The following is a 21,214-nucleotide window of genomic DNA, read 5'->3' as shown; positions in this document are numbered from 1 at the left end:
TTAATTTTTGCCATCAGTACGCGTTATCACGTTTCAATACGACGCCTACCGTGCGCGCGATAATCCACAAATCCAGTGCCAGCGACCAGCGCCGCAGGTAATCCAGATCGTAGGCAATGCGCGCTTCCATCTTGTCCAGCGTGTCTGTCTCACCGCGAAAGCCATTCACCTGCGCCCAGCCGGTAATACCCGGGCGCACCTTGTGGCGCAGCATGTAACCCTTGATCTTCTTGCGGTACAACTCGTTGTGCGCAACGGCATGGGGACGTGGGCCGACGATACTCATGCGCCCTTGCAGTACGTTGAAAAACTGCGGCAATTCGTCCAGTGAAGAACGGCGCAGAAAGGCCCCCACGCGCGTGATGCGCTGATCATTGCGGGTTGCCTGCACTACGCGCGCGCCGTCTTCGCATACGGTCATCGAACGAAACTTGTAGACGATGATTTCTTCGCCATCCAGGCCGTAGCGACGCTGGCGGAAGATCACCGGGCCCGGCGATGTCGCCTTGATCGCAATCGCAATGCCCAGCATCACCGGCAGCAGCATCAGCTGAATGATCAGTGCCAGCACGATGTCGCTGCCGCGCTTGACCATGCTGTTGATGCCGGTAAACGGCGATTCGCAAATCGCCACGACCGGCAAGCCGGCCACGCTGTCGAAGCGTGCCTGTATCAGGTCGAATACATAGATGTCCGGCAAAAAATAAATGGATGCCGTGGTGTCCTGCAATTCATTCAGCAATTTGCGGATGCGCGGCTGTGCGGAAATCGGCTGGCTGATGAAGATCGTGTGGATATTGTTGTTGCGTACATACGATGGAATATCCGACATGCCACCCAGCAGCGGGACTTGTCGATCTTCCGGTTGACGCGAGCTATCCCGGTCGTCGAAAAAACCGCTTACCTCCATCCGCAAATCCGGATTCTCATCCACGCGCTCCGCCAGTTTGACGCTCAGTTCGTTGACGCCAACCATGATGACCGAACGCATGCTTTTCCCATGCAAACCGAAGCTGGCCTTCTGCAGAACGATCTGGGCAAGCAGCAGGGCGGGAGGCGTAATTGCCAGCCAGATCAGCGTCTCGCGTTGCAGGAACAAGGCAAACAAGCCGGCGACATACGCAAAGAACAGCAGCAGCACAACGACGGCCATCCACGCCAGTGCGATGGATTTTCCCAGCATCAGAAAGTTGCCTGCCGATGCATCGCGCCATGGATCGCTCCAGCCAAAAATCGTGCAGCTGATGAGGAAGGTCAAAATCGCCAGCACCACATGATTGGCACTGAAGACATGTCCAGACAGTACCGTGATCAGGTACAGCAATCCGATCGCAATCAGAGGATCAAGCAAGCGTCGGTAAAACTTGCGGGCCGGCATATCCGCCGGATACTTGATTTGACTAATGTCAGAATTCATAGCGTGTATTAATCTGAATGCCATTCGTCTTGTAGGACGCCGCGGCGATATTTGAATCCAGAGTCGTGCGATAGACGGAAGCGCGCACGCGTAAATGCAAAGTCGGTTTGTAAGTCACGCCCAGCATTGCGTTGCGATAGCGATCATCACGATCCGATGGCGCTATGCCTTGCATCACCGCCACGCCGTTGTAGTCGCGCTTCTCGGTCATGATCAAACCGTCGACACTGATCTTGCTGGTGGCATCCCAGGTTGATCCCACACTGATACCTTGATTGCGCGCATAGTTGGCGGCCAGATCGTCGGTCGCACCCAGCTCACGCCACACTCCCAGCGAAAAGGCCGTCTTGCCAGTGGCCTTCCAGTACGCAGTCAGGCGTGCGCTAGGCACACTGGAATCGCGTTGCGGATTGGTAGCGTATTCGCGCTTGGCCCAACCGCCGAGAAACTGCAGATAGGTCTTGCCGGTTAACTGCCAATCGACCTTGGCCTTCAATTCATTCTGGTCGTAGGAATTGATATCCGCATATGGATAACGACCCTCGATGTGGCGCGCAACCAGACCAACCTTGTTGCCGCTTTTTGCCAGATAGTCGATCCCGATATCGGTCATATCGAGATTACGTTCAGAAGGATTTTGCGCTTGCGTGTCGTAACGCAGATCGAAGCGATTGTATGCAGCGTTCAGTTGCCAGCTTGGGTGGAAGCGCCATGAACCATCAACATAATTCTTGCGCTGGGTGCGGATGCTGCGATCAAAACTGCGGTAGTCGTCGAAAGGCGTCAGGCCTTCCGAATAACTGGTGCCGACATTGCCGGAAAATTGATTGCCGGCCGCCCATTTCCAGTTCGCCAGCAAATCCTTGCCATCGTTATTGAATTGGCTGAAACGATCGTATTCGGCATGATTGGCAGACAGATCCGCAGTCAATCTCTGTCGACCCAGTTCCTTATCCATGCGCAAGCCGATCGCAGCACGCGTCCAGCGATCGGAAAGCGCTGCACCGCTTTGCTTCGCTGCTTCCGGCTGGCGCAACAGATTGGCATCGTAGTAGGCACCGAAAGTCGCATACGGTGTAAACGTATCGACAGCCGCGCTCTCTTCCGCCGCCTGCACCGATGTACACGTCAGTGCGCCTGCAAGCAGTGCCAGCACATACGAACCGGCTGCCGGATTTTCGCGTCTATGCTTCATGATGAATAATCGCAATCAGACGACGCGAAGCGTGCGCATTGCTGTGATCGAAAAATTGCCCGGCAATATTGCGCAAACCAAGGCGCTTGATCTGTGCGCTGCCGGTTCTGCCTTGTATCCATGTCGACATCATTGTTTTCACCATTCCTATTCCAGCGTCGTCACTGCGGCGCGTTCATACGAGGCGATTGCGATAACGACGGTAATTTTTTGACCTGCGATAAAAATTGTTCCGTCACGCAAGCATCGCTGTGTATGCCTTGTTGACGTATTGATATGAAATGCGGGGGTATGAGGAGCACAAATGTGAATTAGTTCCACGACAAAAAATGGAAGTGCGCGCAGAGAGAATGGAATTATTTCTTTCCAGAATTTATAAGAGTGATGAGAGGAAACTGCCTGATCTCAAGAATAGAAAAGAATGAAAAAATATCTTGTAGGACAAGCAGAAGGGCATCACGCAGGCCACAACGATATCTCTTTGACGCAGCAGGGAAAATTGAAAAGTTCACAGAAAGCATGCCGCGCATCACTGCTTAAATTTTAAGCAGCACATTATCCGCGTTTGAAAATTTTACACAGATATATGCACGCACCGTTTCCAGGCATGTGGTTACACAAGGTTACAAATGGGTGCTGATTTTTCGCAACTGCTGAGTGACATCGCAGCACGTGCCGATGATGAGTCGCGGAAATGAATGCAGATAAAAAACTGCGAGAGAGAAAAATTCTGCTTATTTATTAGCGCCTGCCAGCAACTTCTTGCAAATGAATTGCCACTCTTGCGCCGTGACTGGTGTGATAGACAAACGGCTGCCTTTTTGCAGCACCACCATATCGGCCAATTCCGGCTTCGTGCGTAATTCGGCGAGGGAAAGCAGGCGCGTCTTCTTGCGGATGCGGACATCGACCAGCATCCAGCGCGGGGTTTCGCGCGTGGCTTTCGGATCGAAGTAATGGCTGGCCGGATCGAATTGTGTTTCGTCCGGGTAAGGCGTACTCGCCACCTCGGCCAATCCGACTATCCCCGGTTCTGCGCAACTGGAATGATAAAACAGCACTCCATCACCTACCTGCATGGCATCACGCATGAAATTACGCGCCTGATAATTACGCACGCCAGTCCACGCCACGGTCTGATTGAGCGCCGCCAGTGCATCATCGATGCTGACTTCGCCGGGTTCGGATTTCATGAGCCAGTAGCGCATATGCTTTTATCTATTCGTGATAAAAATAAGAACAAGGGAATGGAAACAAGGAAGTACCTGGAGATATTACAGAAAAACGGGCAATAAAAAAACGGCTGCATTTTCATGCAGCCGTTTCAGCAATCAGGTCCCGCCAATGCCGCTTTGCCGGCATCCTGAACCAAGAGGTTCAAGTTGGCCACAGTTAGTTCAACTTCGGGTTCATCGAGCTAGCGACGCGCACTCCCATCGAACAAAATTCCGCGGCCGTTGCGCATAAATGGTTCAAGGAATTATGGCAATGGCGAACACGGCAGGAACGCTTAGTTTACTCCAATCGGCGCCTGCGGGGAAAGAATTACTGCAGATATTTAAAATAGATTTTCTTGCGGTGCAAGTGCAGCATCGAGCGTCTCGTGCATCGCCGCAATTTTCTGTTTAACTTCCGACATTGTCATGTCGGACAAGGGGCCATCCGGCGATTTGGTCGCCAGTAATTCAGCAGTCACACCCAAGGCGGCCATCACGGCTATGCGATCGTTACCTTTCAACTTGCCGGCATCGCGTATCGCACACATTTTTCCGTCCAGGTAGGCGACCGCTTCCTGCAATGCGCCTTCTTCGCCTTCCTTGCACGCCAATTTATAGGATTGCCCCATGATGGATACATCGAGCTGAATCATGCTGCTTCCTCATCTGGTTCTGGCGCTGGAATTTTTTCAAGCAAGGCGGCGACGCGCTCATGCGCTTCCTGCATGCGGCGCGTCAGTTCGGCGTTTTCGGCGGCGAGCGCAATCGATGTGATGCGCAAATCCGCATTTTCGCTGCGTAGCGATTGCGTCAAATCAGCCAGTTGGCTGATTTTTTCGGAAAGTTGGTGGAAGTCGGAAATCATGTCGTCACTATAGTTGTGCATGCGAATGGCAGTCAATAGATAGCATGACCGGACCACGCGTTTTTCGCTGCCGGCGGTAAATTTGGCACCGCTGATGCAGCAATAAGTCAGGGATTGCCAGATTTACACGCTTATCGATTGTACCCGGATGTGCGCATGCAGCACGTGAACCGGTTTACGCCAACTCCGTCAAACGCCCATCCACTGTAATCAATCCGCTGCGGATACGCGCATCGGGGAATACCTGTTGCGCCGCTACACGGTAGCGTTCGAGTTGCGCGGCGTACGCTGCACGCTCACTATCCAGCAGATTGCGCTTGTAATCGAGTATCCACAATTCATCGTCGAACATGACGGCGCGATCGAAACGCGCAACGCCGGTGCTGCTGACAACTTCTATTTCGTTGCGTGCAAAGCGATGCTGAGCCGGATCGAAAAAACGCGCCAGCTCCGGCTGCGCCAGAATCACACTAGCCTGCCCGCTGATTGTTTCCGCCATTTCATGCGTACACGCCAGCCACTTCGCGATCAACGCCGGCGCATGCATGGTAATCGGCCAGACTTGCGGTGGCGTCAACAGCTCCATCAATGCATGCAAGGCGATACCTTCGTCAATTTCCGCACTGGAAAAAACCGCCGTCGACTCAAGCTGCGGCGCCGGCAAGGCAGGCGGATTGAATATAGCTAAGGAGAATTCAGTTTCGCTGGCAGTAGTCGCTGTCGAAGACAGTGCATCCGGCTGCACAGGCTGCGCGCCCTGGAAGCGCGCATACCAGCGTCCATCTGCCACGCCATCCACCGTGGCGCTGCGTTTGTCAGCCACACCGCTGACGATCAGCAGGTTTTTCGCACGCGTGGTCGCGACGTACAGCAGATTCCAGTCTTCCTGCTGCTTCAACTGTTCTTCCTCGGTAAACAGCGCATCGCGCGCTGCGCCGCGTTCGGCCTGGCGACCGAAGACGGAAAAATGCGTAGGCGCATCGCGATCCTGCGGCCATTCGCACAACACGCCGACATCGTCGCGCGCGCCATCGCTGTGATTCGCATCCAGCAACACGACGATGGGTGCCTCCAGTCCCTTGGCGCCATGTATCGTCAATATGCGTACCGCATCCATCGCGGCATCGATATCGGCTTCATCCGGCGCATCGCTGTCGGCGGATTTTTGCAAGCGGCGCAAGGCATCGATGAATTTCGGCAGGCTGGGATAACGTCCGGCATCCAGATTCAAGGCCAGTTCGGTAAACGCTTCGATATTGCCCAGCACCTGACCACGCACCAGCGGCGAGGCTGTCTGCGCATAACGCGCGACCACATCGCCTTCATGCAGAATACGATCCAGCAAATCATGCACCGGCACGCGCGGCGCCAGTTGCAGCCATTTTTCCAGCAGACCGGCAGCGCGCAACAAGGCCGGCGATGACAGCTCTGTCACCTCTGCCTGCAAGCGCAGCCACCATGTTTTTTCGCGGCGCGTTGCCAGTACGATCAGCTCATCGTCGCATACCGCCATGATCGGAGATTTAAGTACGTGCGCCAGCGCCAGATTATCGTGCGGCGTAATGAGAAAGTTCAGCAAGGCGATCAGATCAGCCACTTCCAGCGACTCCAGCAAACCGCCGCGCTTGTCGGAGGCAAACGGAATTCCGGCTTCGCGCAAGGCGCGCTCATACGCGCGCAAATGCGTACGCTTTTTGACCAGCAGCATCACGTCCGACCAATGTTTGCTTTTCAGTTCCGTCCGCGCCTGCAGGATGGCCAGCGCCACGGCACGGCCTTCTTCCAGCCGACGCGCATCCTCTTCTTCCTCGCGCGGCGTGGTCAGCGGGTCGCGCAACTGCGCCGGCGACCAGACAACTTTTTCCAGCTTGTCCTGTTGCACCAATGGTAGCTGCCACACGGCGCCCGGCGATTTTTCCAGCGTGGTTTGCGGCTGGTAAATCGGGTTGGCGACAAAGCTTGCATTCAGGACCTCGACGATGCCGGCCGCATTGCGCCGCGTCTGGTTGGTGCGCAGGAAGTCGGCGCCCTGCGCCACCAGCGTTTCCTTCGCGGCGGAAAACACGCGTGGCTCGGCGCGACGGAAGCGATAGATCGATTGCTTGGGATCGCCGACCACAAACATGCTGGGCTTGTCGGCATCGTCGCCGTAGGCATTCAGCCACGCCTGCACGATGCTCCACTGCAGCGGATTGGTATCCTGAAATTCATCCAGCAATACATGACGGTAACGTGCATCGAGACGGCTTTGCAGATAAGCCGCATGTTCTTCATTGGTCAGCAGGCGATAGGCTTGCCATTCCAGATCGGCGAAATCGAATACCCGCTGTTCGGCCTTCACCGTCTGATAGATTTCCAGATAAGCGGCGCCGACTGTAAACAATGCGCGATTGAGCGCAATCACCATCGGCTCCATGCTGCGGCGGAGTATCGTCTTCAGCGCTTCGCCCTGCCGTTCAAATTCCTGTTCAAACGCATGCAGGCCGTTTTCACCGAGATTGTCTTCCAGCGCCTTTACAAAGCCCTTGGTCGAACCGTTTCTGCGGAAAGCACCTTTGTCATCGAAAAATTCCTTGCACAGCTCAGTAAAATTTTTCACGCTGGCGCCAGCGGACATGGCGCTTTCAATAGCAACAGCGCGTTTCTGATTGGCGACGCCACCGTGTCCGAGCAGGCGCGCGATCTGACCGATACGCGCGACAGCATGCGCATCGTCCCACAGCGTCAGGCGTGCATCTGCCTCTCCATCTTCGCCGCATAATTCACGCAGCCATTCAATCGGCTCGCCGTTCTGCACCGAGGCCCACCATTCGGCGCGCTTGGCAATAAACGCATCCAGCAGATTGCGCGCATTACTGTCACCGACTTGTGCGTACAGCGCGATCAGCGCATCTTTCACATCCTGATTGTCAGCCTCGTTCACCGTTTGCATGAAACGGCTGTAGGCATCCGACAATAATTCTCCGGTGGATTCCGTCAGTGCATAGCCGTGCGGCACGCCGGATGCCAGCGGTGCAATCTGCACCAGCCGTGCAAACCAGCTGTGAAAAGTATCGATGGAGAGCGCTTGCGGACTGCGCAATACACGCTCATACAAACCGCGCGCCACCGGCAACAGCGCTGGCAGTTCGTGCTCTGCAACGCCGCGTTCGCGCAGCAGCGTCAGCACATCCGCTTCCGGCTTCAGCGTCAGTTCATGCAGCAATTGCATCAAGCGCTCGCGCATTTCCTGCGCCGCCTTGCGCGTAAACGTAATCGCCAGTATCGCTGCCGGCTCGGTGCCGGCCAGCAGCAGGCGCAACACGCGCGCCACCAGCAGCCAGGTCTTGCCGCTGCCGGCGCAGGCTTCCACCACCACCGAACGCGCAGGATCGCAGGCCAGGGCGACGAAACGTTCTGCGTCGGCCTGTGCACCGTTAACTTCATATGCGCGCGGCGCAGACGTATTCATGTGTGGCTCATTCATTACCATGCTCCTTTACGGCACAGTCCGCGCACATCGCAATACTGGCAAACCGGTTCTGGGCCGGTGGCAGGCAGAGGCGCACCGTGCGTAATCGCCTGCATGTTGCGGACAATTTGCTCCTCCAGATTGTGCTGCCATACTTCATAGTCGGGTGCTTCGACTTCCTTGATCTTGTCTCTGGTCGCTTCCAGCGGTACGTACAGGGCTGCACTCAAGGCGGTACCCGACAGCAGGCCGTAAAACGGTAATTGATGATCTTCGCCCTGCCTGAGCTTGTCGCGCAAAGCGCCCTGATTCGTGCTTTTGTAATCGAGCACCGCACGCTCGCCCTCGGCATTTTCATCCATGCGATCGACGCGGCCGTGCAGCACAATTTCGCCGCCGTCCCAACGCAACAGCTTTTCGAATTTTTCTTCGCCGAGGACAAAATGCCAGCCCTGACTTTCCCGCTCGCCTATCCATTCCAGATAGGCCGGCATGGCTTTTTGCCAGCGCGCGTAATAACCGAGTGCAGCCGCGCTCTTGTCGAGCTCATGCGCAAAGATGCGATCCGATATTTGCTGCAGCAAGGGCGCACGTTCCGCCAATGGAACCGGTGCTTCCTGCAAAGTCTGATGGAACTGCGCCAGTATCTGATGCAGCCAATCGCCGTAATCGCGCTTCTCCGGCATATCCGATACATCATCGATACCGGACAAACCCAGCATGCGGGTGGCGAAGAACTGATACGGACAGGCGACCAGGCTGTTGTAGCCACTGGCGGAAAGTTTTTGCGGCAGCAATTGCGGCGCAGCAGGCGCAGGCATCAGCACTGGTGTCGGCTGCAGATGGCGTGGCGCAATCTGCACTTCATGCTTTGCAAGCGGCGCCAGGCCGGCGCGCGCCAGACACAGCTCCAGTCGCTCTATCCACGGACTGACCGGATTCGGTTCGCCATTCTTGTGCGCCTGCCACGACAGAACCACGCAATCATTGGCCGACAATAATTCCGTCACATCGCGCAATTGCTGGCGCTGCCGGCTTTCGCGCGTGGCCAGCCCGAGTTCGCGCCGCACCACATTGGCAAAAAACAGTGTCTCCATCGGCTGCGAAGGAAGATGCTCGGCATCCGCGCCCACCATCAGGACGGCATCGAAGCTGCGCAGGCGCGCGCCGTTCAAGGGCAGCATCACGACGCGTTTGTCCTGATTGACTTGCACAAAGGCTTTCGCTTCCAGTTGCAGATTGAGGAAGGCGCGCCACTCTGCAAAGGAAAATGTATGACCGACCTGCACGCAATCCTGCGCAACATCCTGCAGCAATTGAATCAGCTGTGCACCGGCGGCATCGGCCTGCAAGGCGTCGCGCATGCCGAACACAAGCAGCATCTGCTGCGTGGCGGCTATCCATTCGCACAGCGTCTTGCGGCCTGTAAAACCGGATGCCTGCTGCGCCAGCAGTGTCATCATCTTTTGCGCGGCCGGTGCTGCAGTCAAGGCATCGCTGACCGCTTCCCAGCCGCTCAATACTTTCGCGCGTTGCAATGCAATTTCGCTGACCATCACCTGCTCTGCCTTGTCAGCCATGTCGGCGAACACAAAGGGCGATTTCAGGAAGTCCAGCAAGCCTGCCGTTTCAGCGCGGGCTGCGACCAGTTCCAGCCAGGCCGCAATGGCAGAGGCCGCGCGCGTCGTGGAGAGCTTCCAGCCGGTTTCATCGGCCACCATAATCTGTGCGCGCTCCAGCAAGGCACGAATACGGCGTGCCACAACGCGATCCTGCGCGACGATGGCGATATTCGTTTTGCCCTGCTGCAGCCAGTCGATCACGGTTTGTGCACCGGCCCTGGCTTCCGCTTCCATATTTTGCGCCGCATGCAATTTCAAACCTGATGGCGTGGCAATCGGCAATGCCGCGCTGCCCGTCTCATCGACCAGCATTTCCGGCCAGGCTGCCGCATACGTACTATTAATAGAGTGCGCATGCCAATCCAGCGTCAGCACGGTCAAGGCCTGCCGTGCGCCATATGCGTCGAGAAAGGCCTGCTCCATTGCATCCGGCGCAACCGGGCTGATCCAGAACAGAGGCTGCTGCATGTGTTCCACCTGCTGCACCAGGCGCATCATCTGTGCATAACGCATGACATTCGCATCGCTGGCGTCGAGCTGGCTTTTCCAGATCGTCCACACCAGTTGCGTTTCATCCGACAGCAGATTGCGCGCGACCGGCGACAATTGTTCCAGCGCCGCCTGCCAGCGCGCATAACCGGCATCCGGCGACGTCTTCAACGACGGCAGCATGGCTTGCGTCAATTCATCGGACAGCGCCAGCAGAATTTCGGCCAGCGGCAGCAAATCGGTATTGCGCCGTGCGCTGAACAGTTTTTTCAGCCATGCATGCTGGCGCAAGTCCGCATACAGCGACATCAGTCGCTCGCTCGCCGCAGTCGCCGCCGTACCGCTTGGTGGCAACTGGCGGATATATTCGGACAGCGAGGTAATCGTCGGCGGAATGAAGGCGCCGCCTATCTGGCGCGCCAATGCATTTTTCAATAACTGTATATGCGCGAAGGTTGACACCAGCACGCGCAGCGCGGAAAGATCGCTGATCGCTGCTCCCTGATTCCGCCCATGCTCGTCGCTTTGCAGTAATGCGCGCGCAGCATCGTCCCAAAAGACAGTGGAAGGTGGAATCAGTATGGTGGCGCTAGACGGCATCGGGGCTCGATGTGAAAGGTAGAGGGCGTCAGAAAATACAGTCATGACAGGCAGAGTAAGGGGCATTTTATGCGAGGCGACGCAAAATTTTATAGGCAATGCCCTACTTTTTATAAAATAGGTTATGATTTGCCCAGACCCCGCCTGATTACCTCTTGCCTCACCTTCAAAACTTGAATTAAAACGCAACGCCTCCATCTCTGTTCCAGTACCCGGAGGCGCTGCAGGAAAATACCGACAAGAACGGTTATCACCAAGGCGCTGATTTATTCTTTTCTTCTCAAACTCGAGACACACATGAGCGAAAACATCACACATATTACCGATGCGTCTTTTGATACAGACGTACTGAAATCCGATACGCCTGTCCTGGTCGACTTCTGGGCCGAATGGTGCGGTCCATGCAAAATGATTGCGCCTATCCTGGAAGACGTCGCCAAGGAATACGCTGGCAAGATTCGTATCGCCAAAATGGACGTTGATGCGAACCAGGCTATTCCAGCCAAATTCGGCATTCGCGGCATTCCAACGCTGATTCTGTTCAAGAACGGCGTACCGGCGGCACAAAAAGTCGGTGCATTGGCAAAAGGCCAATTGACTGCTTTCATCGACAGCAATATCTGATATAAAATAAAAAACGCAGCGATGCGCCCGCATCGCTGCCTTATTAAACAAGCTAACACCACCACGCAGTCCCCTCCCCTACCTTTTTATATCCCATCCCGGGAAACTCAAACATATGCATTTATCCGAATTAAAGGCGTTACACGTCTCCGCTCTGCTAGAAATGGCAATCAGCCTGGACATCGACAACGCTGCGCGCTTGCGCAAACAAGAACTGATGTTCGCGATTCTCAAGAAACGCGCGAAATCAGGAGAACAAATTTTTGGCGATGGCGCCCTCGAAGTATTGCCTGACGGCTTTGGTTTCCTGCGCTCGCCCGACGCCAGCTACATGGCGTCCACTGACGACATTTATATTTCACCTTCTCAAATCCGCCGCTTCAATCTGCACACCGGCGATTCGATCGAGGGCGAAGTACGCACGCCAAAAGACGGCGAACGCTACTTTGCATTGGTCAAGGTCGACAAGGTCAACGGCGAGGCGCCGGAAGCATCGAAGCACCGCATTCTGTTTGAAAACCTGACGCCGCTGCACCCGAACAAGCCTCTGCTGCTTGAACGCGATATGCGCGGCGAAGAAAACATCACCGGCCGCGTCATCGATCTGATCGCGCCTATCGGTAAAGGCCAGCGCGGCTTGCTGGTGGCATCGCCTAAATCCGGCAAATCCGTGATCCTGCAACACATCGCACATGCGATCACCACCAATCATCCGGATGTCGTGATGATCGTGTTGCTGATCGACGAACGCCCTGAAGAAGTGACCGAGATGCAGCGTTCGGTACGCGGCGAAGTGGTGGCATCGACCTTTGATGAACCGGCTACACGTCACGTACAAGTTGCGGAAATGGTTTTGGAAAAAGCCAAGCGTCTGGTTGAAATGAAAAAAGACGTCGTGATTCTGCTCGACTCGATCACCCGTCTGGCACGCGCCTATAACACCGTGATCCCGGCCTCCGGCAAGGTATTGACCGGTGGTGTGGATGCCAACGCATTGCAACGTCCAAAACGCTTCTTCGGCGCTGCACGTAATATCGAAGAAGGCGGCTCGCTGACCATCATCGCTACCGCGCTGATCGAAACCGGCAGCCGTATGGATGACGTGATCTACGAAGAATTCAAGGGTACCGGCAATATGGAAGTGCATCTCGAACGCCGTCTGGCCGAGAAGCGCGTCTACCCTGCGATCAACCTGAACAAATCCGGCACCCGTCGCGAAGAGTTGCTGATCAAGCCGGATCAACTGCAGAAGATCTGGGTCTTGCGCAAACTGCTGTACGGCATGGACGAGATCGAAGCGATGGAATTCATCCTCGACAAGATGAAGGCGACCAAGAACAACGCAGAATTCTTCGACATGATGCGTCGCGGTAATTCGTAATCAATACACGACATCCTGTTTGAGGATTTTCAGCCGACAAGGCTGAAATCAAAAAGCCCGTTTTCCTTGCATGCTCTGCAAATGAAAACGGGCTTTTTTATTGCCGTGTTCTTTTCAAGCCTGCATCGTTCAACCCGGCAATTTCAAATCCAGCCTGACCGCCAGCAAACGCATCGCCGATGTCACGACTATGCTGGAAATCAGCGCCAGCGCCGAGGATATCTGCAGCAACTCCATTAGCAGGTAAACCCAGCAACCGACAAATGAACAGGTGGCATACAACTGGCCGCGCCGGAATACCATCGGGATTTCATTGCACAAGACATCGCGCAGCACGCCACCGAAAATACCCGTCGTCACGCCCATCATCGCGCAGATGAAAATCGGCATCTGCGCTTCCAGCGCCAGCGATGCGCCAACCGCGCTGAATAATCCCAAACCAAACGCATCGGCAATCACAATTATCTTTTCAGCAACGGCTGAACGCAGATGCGTGAAAAACGGCCAGGCCAGCAGCGCCAGAACAAAAACCAGAATCGCGTATTCCTGATGCTCAACCCAGAACAGCGGACGCCTATCTAGCAGCATGTCGCGCAACGTGCCGCCGCCGAATGCCGTAATAAATGCCACGATAAACACGCCGACCAGATCCATTTCCTTGCGCCGCGCCTCGATAAAGCCGGAACAGGCAAAGGCGATGATTCCGCAGACTTCCACCGCCTGCAACAAGGTACTCATGCCATCCTGCAAACCAATTGCCACAAACCCTCCTGAACATGACGTGATTGCAACAGTGCAACGATATCAGCAAACTTGTCGCAAACCCATGATTTTATTGATTTTTCAATGTATAATTCTCGGCTCGTTCCAACCTCGGCAAGTGATAGGCAATCGGGTCAAGAAGCAGTGCGACCGACGAAGTGCTCATTGGCTACCAAAACTATTTAAGGCAAATCATGAAAGCTGGCATTCACCCGGAATACCGTGAAGTTTTGTTCCACGACGTTTCTAACGATTTCAAATTCATCACCCGTTCGACCATCAACACCCGTGAAAAAATTGAATTTGAAGGCACAGAATACCCACTGGTAAAAATCGAGGTTTCGTCGGAATCGCATCCGTTCTACACCGGCAAACATAAAATCGTTGATACCGCAGGTCGCGTGGACAAATTCCGCAAGAAGTTCGGTACCGTCGGTTCCAAAACGCAAATGGCTGAATAATTTCGTCACCGCGTTTCAAAAAGGCAGCTACGGCTGCCTTTTTTGTTCGCAAAGTATTTTTCCGGCACAATACGCCGAACCCAATAAAAACAGCCATCGCCTTCATGAAGCCAGTCCGCCTCCCCGCCTCCGCTACGCATGCTCTCCCGCGCTGGGCGTTGTTCGCACTGTGTTTGCTGTACATTCTGCCCGGCCTGATCGGACGCGACCCCTGGAAGCCTGACGATGCTGCCGGTTTCGGCATCATGTGGACGATGGCGCACGGCTCGCTGCTCGACTGGCTCGCACCGAACATCGTCGGCCTGGCTATGCCGGACGAAGGCCCGCTGGCATTCTGGCTGGGCGCCATCTGCATCAAGTTGTTCGGCTGGCTGCTAGGCGATCCGATGGCTGCGCGCATCGCGCCCATCAGTTTCTTCCTGCTCGGCTCGACATCAGTCTGGTACACCACCTATCTGCTCGGCCGTCGGCCGGAAGCACAACCGCTGAAACTCGCCTTCGGCGGCCAGCCGGAACCGCGCGATTTCGGCCGTACACTGGCCGATGGCGCACTGCTGATTTACCTCGGTTGCCTGGGTTTGCTGGTACATAGTCACGGCACCACCACGGAGGCATTGCAGGTATCGCTGATCGCATTTTCGCTCTACACCGTTACGCGCCTGTTTGAATCGCACTCGCTGCGCAGCGCAATGGCATTCGGCCTGGTGCTGGGCTTGCTGGTGCTGTCGCGCGGCTGGGTGGTTCCGCTCGCCTTGTGGCTAGGCGTACTGGTGCTGGCATCTGTACGCGAACGCGCACTCCTGCTGCGCCTGATACTGGTTGCATTGCCGCTGGCAGCCCTGGTGGCAGGCGCATGGATATTTGCCAGCCAACAGGTTCAGCCTTACGGCAATGCGCCAAGCGATGCGTGGATGGCATGGAATGTCCGTCAGATCGGCATGCCATCGTGGTCCACTCTGCAATACTTCCTGAAAAACGCGATCTGGTTTGCGTGGCCGGCATGGCCGTTTGCAATCTGGGCCATCTACGCCTGGCGTCGTCAGCATGAAGCACTGCATATCACATTGCCGCTGACCTTTTTTGCCGCCCTGCTGGTACTCGCCTTGCTGAATCCGCGTGGCGAAGAAGCGATTTTATTACCGCTGCTGCCTATGCTGGCCATCCTCGCCGCATTCGGCTTGCCCACGATGAAACGCGGTGCCATCAATGCGGTGGACTGGTTCTCGGTCATGATGCTGAGCACCTGCGCCAGCTTCATCTGGCTGGGCTGGGTCGCCAAGCAAACCGGCTGGCCGGCACAGATCGCCAAAAATGCATTCAAGATCGCCCCCGGCTTCAAACCGGAATTCAATCTGCTGTCTTTTATCGTGGCCGCTGCCGCAACCGCAGGATGGATCTGGATCGTGCACTGGCGCATATCGCGCCGCCCTTCCGTGCTGTGGCGCGCCGTGGTGCTATCGTCCGGCGGAATTATCCTGTGCTGGCTGCTGCTCATGACCTTGTGGCTGCCATGGGGCAATTACATCAAGAGTTATGCCGGCGTTGCGCAACAGGTTGACGCTGCATTGCCGAAAGTAAAACGCTGCGTCGCCAGCAATGTCGGCGCCTCGCAACGCGCCTCGTTCGCCTATTTCGGTAACGTTCCGTTCGCCCGCTTCGGCGACAAGAATTGCGATTACCTGCTGCTGCAAGACCATCATCGCGGCAATGATGCAGCACAGACCATCACGCGCGACAAATTGCAATGGCAACTAATCTGGCACGGCCGCCGCCCCGCCGATCGCGACGAGCGCTTCCGGCTTTATCGACGCATCTACGCGACGCAGCCCGGGCAGGAATAATAGATACGCACCGTTGTCGTTTAATGAATGACAAGGTGGCCTTTGCGACCGGCATCGCATGGAAGCAATCGACAGACCTCAATATTCCTGCACGTGAATCTTGCTCAAATTCCGCAAATCGAGCATAATGCTCAGCTTGCGTTGCCGAGATGGCGGAATAGGTAGACGCACGGGACTCAAAATCCCGCGCCGCAAGGCGTGCCGGTTCGATTCCGGCTCTCGGCACCAGTAGCATTCATGCGGTATAGAAAGCGGTTCTCACATGTGAGCGCCGCTTTTTTATTTCCGCAAAACAGAATCTTTTCCGCAAAAATGGGAAATTAACTCGCGGCGCCTTCTTGGTAGAGTCCAGGATTGTGATTCCTGTTGTCGTGGGTTCGAGCCCCATCAGCCACCCCACTGACCTGTTTTAAATCAATGAGTTATCACATGTGGATAACTATCTCGCAGCAAACTTTCCAACGGTTTTACGAAGTTTCCAACGGCATTGCGTCGTTTCGAATCGCTATTCGCTATTCTTTTTTGCGGAACATGCCAAGCGATCGATCTGTATTTGACCAAGCAATCGCGCTACTTCAAGGTCGCGTCGCTCAACGATTCCGATACTTTCCGTAACCAAGCCCGCGCCGCCTGTAAGTAGTCCGCCGAAGGTTTTGAGTCGATTTCTTGTACGCTCGATGAAAGTGGCGTCAGATTCACCTGGTCGCCGACTAATGGCGGCGAACTCTTCAATGGTCCCGCGCAAGCGCTCGTTGCTAGCGCGATCCACAGCACGGTCAGCCTGCCACTTTTTATAAGCTTGCGCATACGCACAGTCAACCAACGCAACACCTCAAGTCCGCATGCCCACTGAAACAGCAATAATGATTATTTTTTCATCATTGATGAATATTTTCGGTATTCATTCACGCCTGCACAATTTGATTAAACGCAAAATTTTGTGACATTCCCCCCTATTTGTTGTTTTTGCCGACCATGTATAAAAGGATGGCATCGACGAAGAAGTGATTGCTCGATATACTCAATTTTGTTTCCAAGAGGGAATAACCATTGATCTGTGCACTCGATTGTTGGTAAAAATTCCACGCCGTAACCCTCCATTCTGAAGACGATCCGCCTGCCCTGCCCTGCCCTGCCATGCAGGTCGGCAGATGATGTATGGATAAATAGCGGCACGACAACTCAGATTTAATTCGGACTTCTCACTTTTACATTCAACGTCAACCAAATACCGCTTTCACGGAAAATTCATGCTGAAAAACATTTCTATCAAATTGCGTTTGCTGCTCACCATGGCATTCATGGGCATCATGCTGATTGTCGGTGGAGCGATGGGCGTTCTGGGTGTGCAAACAACCAACAACACGCTGCAAAACATTTACGTCAATCAGATGCCCTCCTCCGATGCAATTCGCCTGATGATGACGCGTCTGCTGCAGGCTCGCGCAGGGCTCAATCTGGTGGCGATGCGCCCTTATGAAGAGGGCTCGGAACGCATTCTCAAGCGCGCAGAAAACTTCTATCAGCAATCTGAAGAGGAATGGAAAAAGTACCTGAGTCTCCCGATAGAAACCCTGGAGGAGAGAAAAGTAGCCGATGAGGTGACAGCCAAGCGCGTGCGATATCTCAAGGAAGCGGAACAGGGGTTGATCGCTGCGCTGCACGCCGGACGCAGTGAAGATGTGGAAGACATTCTGGTCAATAAAATGCCGCCTTTATTCCAGTCGCTGACTAAAAGCACTGACGAATTGGTCGAGCTGCAAATGAAAAGTGCAGAAGCCGGTTATCAAGACAGCCAGACTCTGTTTCGTTACTTCCGCATCCTTGCCGTGGTCGGCGTGCTGCTCGGTTTGATCGGAGTCGCCATTTACGCCTTCTTCCTGATTCGCGCCATTACCGGGCCGCTGAAGGAAATGCTATATCACTTCGACACCATAGCCTCAGGCGATCTGACCAGCCGTATTGAAGTCAAGTCCAAAAACGAAATGGGCACGCTGATGCTCGGGCTGCAAAAAATGCAGAAACGACTGACGGATACGGTGGCGCAGGTGCGCGAAGGCAGCATGGCCATCAGTACAGCAACAACGGAAATCGCGGCCGGCAATCTGGATCTGTCCAGCCGTACCGAACAGCAGGCAGCCTCGCTGGAAGAAACTGCATCGTCGATGGAAGAACTCACATCGACAGTCAAGCAAAATACCGACAATGCGCGTCAGGCCAATCAACTGGCGACTTCGGCATCTGCCGTTGCAGTCAAGGGCGGTGTCGTCGTTTCCGACGTGGTCAATACGATGGATGCAATCAATACTTCGGCCAAGAAGATTGTCGACATCATCGGCGTCATCGACGGCATTGCATTCCAGACCAATATTCTGGCCCTCAATGCAGCAGTTGAAGCGGCTCGTGCCGGCGAACAGGGCCGCGGTTTTGCCGTGGTAGCGAGCGAAGTAAGAAGCCTGGCCCAGCGCTCTGCTGCTGCTGCAAAAGAAATCAAGCACTTGATCGACGACTCTGTCAACAATGTCGATGCCGGCACCAGACTGGTTGCAGAAGCTGGCACCACGATGACCGAAGTAGTCGATAGCGTCAAACGTGTAACCGACATCATGAGCGAAATTCTGTCCGCTAGTCAGGAACAAAGTGCCGGCATCGAACAGGTCAATACCGCCATTGTGCAAATGGATGAGGTGACGCAGCAAAATGCCGCGCTGGTGGAACAAGCTGCCGCTGCCGCTGCATCGCTGAGAGACCAGGCGACCAATCTATCGGCTGTCGTCAGCGTGTTCAAACTGGAAAGCCATCAGTCCGCTCTGCAAAATCTTGCACCGCAAGCACGTCCGAAAGCATTGGGAAACCGCCCGACAGCGATTGCGCATGCCGGCCAGGGAAATGATGGCGACTGGGAACAATTCTGAATGCAGGAAGCGCGTCTGACCGGCGCGTAAAAATATTCAGAGCTCCATAAAAAAATCCGCTACGGCGGATTTTTTTATGGGCGATGACAACGACGCAGTATCGAAACTGCGACCATCGTTTTGAAAAAAAACGACCGCCCTTGTTTTCAGCAAGGGCGGTCGCGCTACGCATTTATTTTCAAATCAAATGGTCCAGCATATCTGGGCCAAACACTTCACGATGCAGGTGCTGCGCCGGTACGCCCTGCGCAACCAGATCTGCCCATTGTGCCTGCATGAATGGCAATGGACCGCACATATAAACCTGGGATTTTTTCACATCCCATTGCGGCAGTTTTTTCAATTCCATTCTTCCTGCCAGGCTGGTTTCATCATCATGCTCGGCTTCTTCGTAAAAGGTCACGCTGTGCAGATTCGGCATACTTGCTACGGCCTTTGCGATATCAGCGCGATGCGGATGATGGTGTGCATTGCGTGCGGCATGGGCAAAAATAACGCGGCGGCGCGGCGACACTTTTGCAATCCGGTTCAAGGCTGAAATCATCGGCGTGATACCGACACCGGCAGACAGCAAAACGATAGGGTCTTCGCCATCGGTATCCGGCGTAAAGTCGCCAGCCGGCATGCTGACAGGAAGAATACTGCCCACCACTACATTGTCATGCAGCCAGTTCGATACCACACCGGCTGGCGTTTCCGCACCCGCCACTTCGCGCTTGACCGAGATGCGCAGATGTTGGTGATCCGGCGATTCCGACAAACTGTATTGACGCAGCTGACGCAAGCCGTCGGGCAGGAATACAGCGACGCTCACATACTGGCCAGGCTGGAATTCCGGCAATTGCCTGTCTACCGCCACCATCGAATAGGAGGTAACCTGCGCACTTTCCTTTTCTACTGCCACCACGCGCATATTGAATAAATCGCCCGGCTCTACACCAGCGGCCTGATATAAACGGTTTTCTTCATCGATCAAGGCTTGCGCCAACAAACCGTAAGCCTCCGCCCACGCGGCAATCAGGGCCGGCGTTGCAGCATCGCCCAGTACCTGTTTGATCGCCGCCAGCAAATGCTCGCCGACGATAGGGTAATGCGCAGCCGTAATGCCCAGCGAAACATGCTTGTGCACGATGCGCGAGATCACCGGCGCCAACGCAGCCTGGTTATCAATATTGGCTGCATAAGCGAACACAGCCGATGCCAGCGACTGCTGCTGGGAACCGTTAGCCTGATTGCCGGCATTGAAAATATGGTGCAGCTGCGGATGCGATTCAAACAGATTCTTGTAAAACACCTGCGTAATGGCAAGACCATGTTCACGCAGAACCGGAACACTGGCATCGATATACGGACGGGATTCAGCAGATAACATTCATACTCCTATGTTGTATTTGAAATACCACTTTACAAACTTAAAAAAAGGACCTTGCGGTCCAGTCATTTCACACGAATCGCGCGCTGCGGTTTGCAAACTACAGACTGACACGATCCATCAAAAAAACCTTATGCATATTGCCGATGTGCTCACCGACATTGCCCTCTACGATATCAGCCAGCGTGTACAGGTTCATCGTGTCGTAAAAAGCCTCGACACCGACTTTCAATGCATGACGCAACAGACAATCGCTGGAAAGACGGCAACCGATGCGTTCGCAATCAACCATTTCGGTATCGCCTTCCAGCATGCGCAAGACGTTACCTATGAGCAGTTTGTCCGCACCCACCGCGAGGTGTATACCGCCATTGCGTCCGCGCACCGCATCGATGCAACCCATCTTTGCCAAGGCGCCTACGACCTTGACCAGATGATTATGCGGCACGTCGAACTGCATTGCCACTTCAGCAACCGTCACGGCCGGGCTGCGCGCCTCCCGTGCCAAATACATCAGCACACGCAATCCAATATCAGAAAATCGGGTTAATTTCATCAGCCAGCGCGCTCCAGTGCGAACATTCTATTAAATATGCATTTAAAAAGCAACTTATTCCATCACTCATCTATTGATGGGAAAATAGCAAGAACAACAAACCCTAGCCTCGCACACATTAAACGGGCATTGAAAATTTCAAATGCTAGAATGCGCATACTATCCGTATCGGGGGACACATCATGCTGTTAGGTTTTATCGGGCTCTTTATTGTTTACGCATTGTCGCATTACTGGATTACGCTGAACAAGCGCGATTTCTTCTCGACCGTGCTGGTTATCGTATTACCTTTTGTAGGCGTCTACTACCTGGGCTGGATGGCACTGCTGTATTGCCTGCTTTCCGCCTACCTCGGCACCAAGGCCGGTTTGAAAAAACTGCAGCGCACACGCGCTGTACGCGTATCGTTTTACGACAAAGACGAAGAAGAGCAAAAATAACACAGA

17 protein-coding genes, 1 tRNA gene and 1 other RNA gene are annotated in these 21,214 nt (G+C 54.6%); 7 read left to right on the top strand and 12 right to left on the bottom strand.

Going from position 1 to position 21,214, the window contains the following annotated elements; translation table 11 throughout:
• Positions 1–13: 13 nt before the first annotated feature.
• The 9 genes from ACIQW9_RS00395 to ACIQW9_RS00355 form a co-directional block, all read right to left on the bottom strand.
• The gene (locus tag ACIQW9_RS00395; RefSeq protein ID WP_402331479.1) at positions 14–1,417 is read right to left on the bottom strand and encodes an undecaprenyl-phosphate glucose phosphotransferase; all 1,404 of its coding nucleotides are present in this window, start codon (positions 1,415–1,417) and stop codon (positions 14–16) included.
• Entirely contained in the window at positions 1,407–2,612 is a 1,206-nt protein-coding gene (gene epsL, locus ACIQW9_RS00390) for an XrtB/PEP-CTERM-associated polysaccharide biosynthesis outer membrane protein EpsL (protein WP_402331476.1), read from the bottom strand. The genes ACIQW9_RS00395 and epsL overlap by 11 nt, the downstream gene beginning before the upstream one ends.
• Entirely contained in the window at positions 2,602–2,757 is a 156-nt protein-coding gene (locus ACIQW9_RS00385) for a hypothetical protein (protein ID WP_402331473.1), read from the bottom strand. The genes epsL and ACIQW9_RS00385 overlap by 11 nt, the downstream gene beginning before the upstream one ends.
• Positions 2,758–3,346: 589 nt before the next feature.
• Positions 3,347–3,820: an EVE domain-containing protein gene (locus ACIQW9_RS00380; RefSeq protein WP_402331470.1), complete on the bottom strand. Its 474-nt coding sequence runs from the start codon at positions 3,818–3,820 to the stop codon at positions 3,347–3,349.
• Between the two features lie 123 nt (positions 3,821–3,943).
• Positions 3,944–4,122: non-coding RNA, 6S RNA (gene ssrS, locus ACIQW9_RS00375), on the bottom strand.
• 48 nt (positions 4,123–4,170) lie between these two features.
• Positions 4,171–4,482 carry a cell division protein ZapA gene (locus ACIQW9_RS00370; RefSeq protein ID WP_011870245.1) on the bottom strand — a complete coding sequence of 104 codons (312 nt, stop codon included), beginning with the start codon at positions 4,480–4,482 and terminating at the stop codon, positions 4,171–4,173.
• Positions 4,479–4,715 carry a DUF904 domain-containing protein gene (locus tag ACIQW9_RS00365; protein ID WP_402331467.1) on the bottom strand — a complete coding sequence of 79 codons (237 nt, stop codon included), beginning with the start codon at positions 4,713–4,715 and terminating at the stop codon, positions 4,479–4,481. Before ACIQW9_RS00365 ends, ACIQW9_RS00370 begins: the two co-directional genes overlap by 4 nt.
• A 154-nt stretch (positions 4,716–4,869) precedes the next feature.
• The gene (locus ACIQW9_RS00360; RefSeq protein WP_402331465.1) at positions 4,870–8,160 is read right to left on the bottom strand and encodes a UvrD-helicase domain-containing protein; all 3,291 of its coding nucleotides are present in this window, start codon (positions 8,158–8,160) and stop codon (positions 4,870–4,872) included.
• Complete coding sequence (locus ACIQW9_RS00355) at positions 8,160–10,856, bottom strand: PD-(D/E)XK nuclease family protein (protein WP_402331462.1); 2,697 nt, start codon at positions 10,854–10,856, stop codon at positions 8,160–8,162. Before ACIQW9_RS00355 ends, ACIQW9_RS00360 begins: the two co-directional genes overlap by 1 nt.
• 297 nt (positions 10,857–11,153) lie before the next feature.
• Between ACIQW9_RS00355 and trxA the strand changes: the two genes are divergently transcribed.
• Together trxA and rho are read left to right on the top strand one after the other, a co-directional pair.
• Entirely contained in the window at positions 11,154–11,480 is a 327-nt protein-coding gene (trxA, locus tag ACIQW9_RS00350; RefSeq protein ID WP_011870241.1) for a thioredoxin TrxA, read from the top strand.
• Between the two features lie 115 nt (positions 11,481–11,595).
• Positions 11,596–12,861, top strand: a complete 1,266-nt coding sequence (rho, locus tag ACIQW9_RS00345; protein ID WP_011870240.1) for a transcription termination factor Rho — start codon at positions 11,596–11,598, stop codon at positions 12,859–12,861.
• A gap of 129 nt (positions 12,862–12,990) precedes the next feature.
• Here the strand turns inward: rho and ACIQW9_RS00340 are convergent, their stop codons facing one another.
• Positions 12,991–13,599, bottom strand: a complete 609-nt coding sequence (locus ACIQW9_RS00340; RefSeq protein WP_402337790.1) for a trimeric intracellular cation channel family protein — start codon at positions 13,597–13,599, stop codon at positions 12,991–12,993.
• Positions 13,600–13,817: 218 nt separating this feature from the next.
• Between ACIQW9_RS00340 and ACIQW9_RS00335 the strand changes: the two genes are divergently transcribed.
• The 4 genes from ACIQW9_RS00335 (at position 13,818) to ACIQW9_RS00320 (ending at position 18,840) form a co-directional block, all read left to right on the top strand.
• Complete coding sequence (locus ACIQW9_RS00335; RefSeq protein WP_011870238.1) at positions 13,818–14,084, top strand: type B 50S ribosomal protein L31; 267 nt, start codon at positions 13,818–13,820, stop codon at positions 14,082–14,084.
• Positions 14,085–14,188: 104 nt separating this feature from the next.
• Positions 14,189–15,925 carry an ArnT family glycosyltransferase gene (locus ACIQW9_RS00330; RefSeq protein ID WP_402331457.1) on the top strand — a complete coding sequence of 579 codons (1,737 nt, stop codon included), beginning with the start codon at positions 14,189–14,191 and terminating at the stop codon, positions 15,923–15,925.
• 143 nt (positions 15,926–16,068) lie between these two features.
• Positions 16,069–16,153 (top strand) — tRNA-Leu (locus ACIQW9_RS00325).
• Between the two features lie 1,022 nt (positions 16,154–17,175).
• The gene (locus ACIQW9_RS00320; RefSeq protein WP_402331455.1) at positions 17,176–18,840 is read left to right on the top strand and encodes a methyl-accepting chemotaxis protein; all 1,665 of its coding nucleotides are present in this window, start codon (positions 17,176–17,178) and stop codon (positions 18,838–18,840) included.
• A 178-nt stretch (positions 18,841–19,018) separates the two neighbouring features.
• Here the strand turns inward: ACIQW9_RS00320 and hmpA are convergent, their stop codons facing one another.
• Together hmpA and ACIQW9_RS00310 are read right to left on the bottom strand one after the other, a co-directional pair.
• Positions 19,019–20,212 carry an NO-inducible flavohemoprotein gene (gene hmpA / locus ACIQW9_RS00315; protein ID WP_402331452.1) on the bottom strand — a complete coding sequence of 398 codons (1,194 nt, stop codon included), beginning with the start codon at positions 20,210–20,212 and terminating at the stop codon, positions 19,019–19,021.
• 100 nt (positions 20,213–20,312) lie between these two features.
• Positions 20,313–20,768, bottom strand: a complete 456-nt coding sequence (locus tag ACIQW9_RS00310; protein ID WP_402331450.1) for an RrF2 family transcriptional regulator — start codon at positions 20,766–20,768, stop codon at positions 20,313–20,315.
• Positions 20,769–20,950: 182 nt separating this feature from the next.
• On the opposite strand from ACIQW9_RS00310, the gene ACIQW9_RS00305 reads away from it, so the two are divergent.
• Positions 20,951–21,208, top strand: a complete 258-nt coding sequence (locus ACIQW9_RS00305) for a hypothetical protein (RefSeq protein ID WP_041322157.1) — start codon at positions 20,951–20,953, stop codon at positions 21,206–21,208.
• The last annotated feature ends 6 nt before the right edge of the window (positions 21,209–21,214 follow it).

It is taken from the genome of Herminiimonas sp. NPDC097707, from assembly GCF_044761395.1.
Lineage (GTDB): Bacteria > Pseudomonadota > Gammaproteobacteria > Burkholderiales > Burkholderiaceae_D > Oxalicibacterium.
This window is presented reverse-complemented; position numbering and strand designations above follow the sequence as displayed.

Bases quoted from the DNA above. Each gene is read 5' to 3' on its own strand.
- ACIQW9_RS00395 (WP_402331479.1), bottom strand. From the start codon at position 1,417: ATGAATTCTGACATTAGTCAAATCAAGTATCCGGCGGATATGCCGGCC.
- epsL (WP_402331476.1), bottom strand. From the start codon at position 2,612: ATGAAGCATAGACGCGAAAATCCGGCAGCCGGTTCGTATGTGCTGGCA.
- ACIQW9_RS00385 (WP_402331473.1), bottom strand. From the start codon at position 2,757: ATGGTGAAAACAATGATGTCGACATGGATACAAGGCAGAACCGGCAGC.
- ACIQW9_RS00380 (WP_402331470.1), bottom strand. From the start codon at position 3,820: ATGCGCTACTGGCTCATGAAATCCGAACCCGGCGAAGTCAGCATCGAT.
- ACIQW9_RS00370 (WP_011870245.1), bottom strand. From the start codon at position 4,482: ATGATTCAGCTCGATGTATCCATCATGGGGCAATCCTATAAATTGGCG.
- ACIQW9_RS00365 (WP_402331467.1), bottom strand. From the start codon at position 4,715: ATGCACAACTATAGTGACGACATGATTTCCGACTTCCACCAACTTTCC.
- ACIQW9_RS00360 (WP_402331465.1), bottom strand. From the start codon at position 8,160: ATGAATGAGCCACACATGAATACGTCTGCGCCGCGCGCATATGAAGTT.
- ACIQW9_RS00355 (WP_402331462.1), bottom strand. From the start codon at position 10,856: ATGCCGTCTAGCGCCACCATACTGATTCCACCTTCCACTGTCTTTTGG.
- trxA (WP_011870241.1), top strand. From the start codon at position 11,154: ATGAGCGAAAACATCACACATATTACCGATGCGTCTTTTGATACAGAC.
- rho (WP_011870240.1), top strand. From the start codon at position 11,596: ATGCATTTATCCGAATTAAAGGCGTTACACGTCTCCGCTCTGCTAGAA.
- ACIQW9_RS00340 (WP_402337790.1), bottom strand. From the start codon at position 13,599: ATGAGTACCTTGTTGCAGGCGGTGGAAGTCTGCGGAATCATCGCCTTT.
- ACIQW9_RS00335 (WP_011870238.1), top strand. From the start codon at position 13,818: ATGAAAGCTGGCATTCACCCGGAATACCGTGAAGTTTTGTTCCACGAC.
- ACIQW9_RS00330 (WP_402331457.1), top strand. From the start codon at position 14,189: ATGAAGCCAGTCCGCCTCCCCGCCTCCGCTACGCATGCTCTCCCGCGC.
- ACIQW9_RS00320 (WP_402331455.1), top strand. From the start codon at position 17,176: ATGCTGAAAAACATTTCTATCAAATTGCGTTTGCTGCTCACCATGGCA.
- hmpA (WP_402331452.1), bottom strand. From the start codon at position 20,212: ATGTTATCTGCTGAATCCCGTCCGTATATCGATGCCAGTGTTCCGGTT.
- ACIQW9_RS00310 (WP_402331450.1), bottom strand. From the start codon at position 20,768: ATGAAATTAACCCGATTTTCTGATATTGGATTGCGTGTGCTGATGTAT.
- ACIQW9_RS00305 (WP_041322157.1), top strand. From the start codon at position 20,951: ATGCTGTTAGGTTTTATCGGGCTCTTTATTGTTTACGCATTGTCGCAT.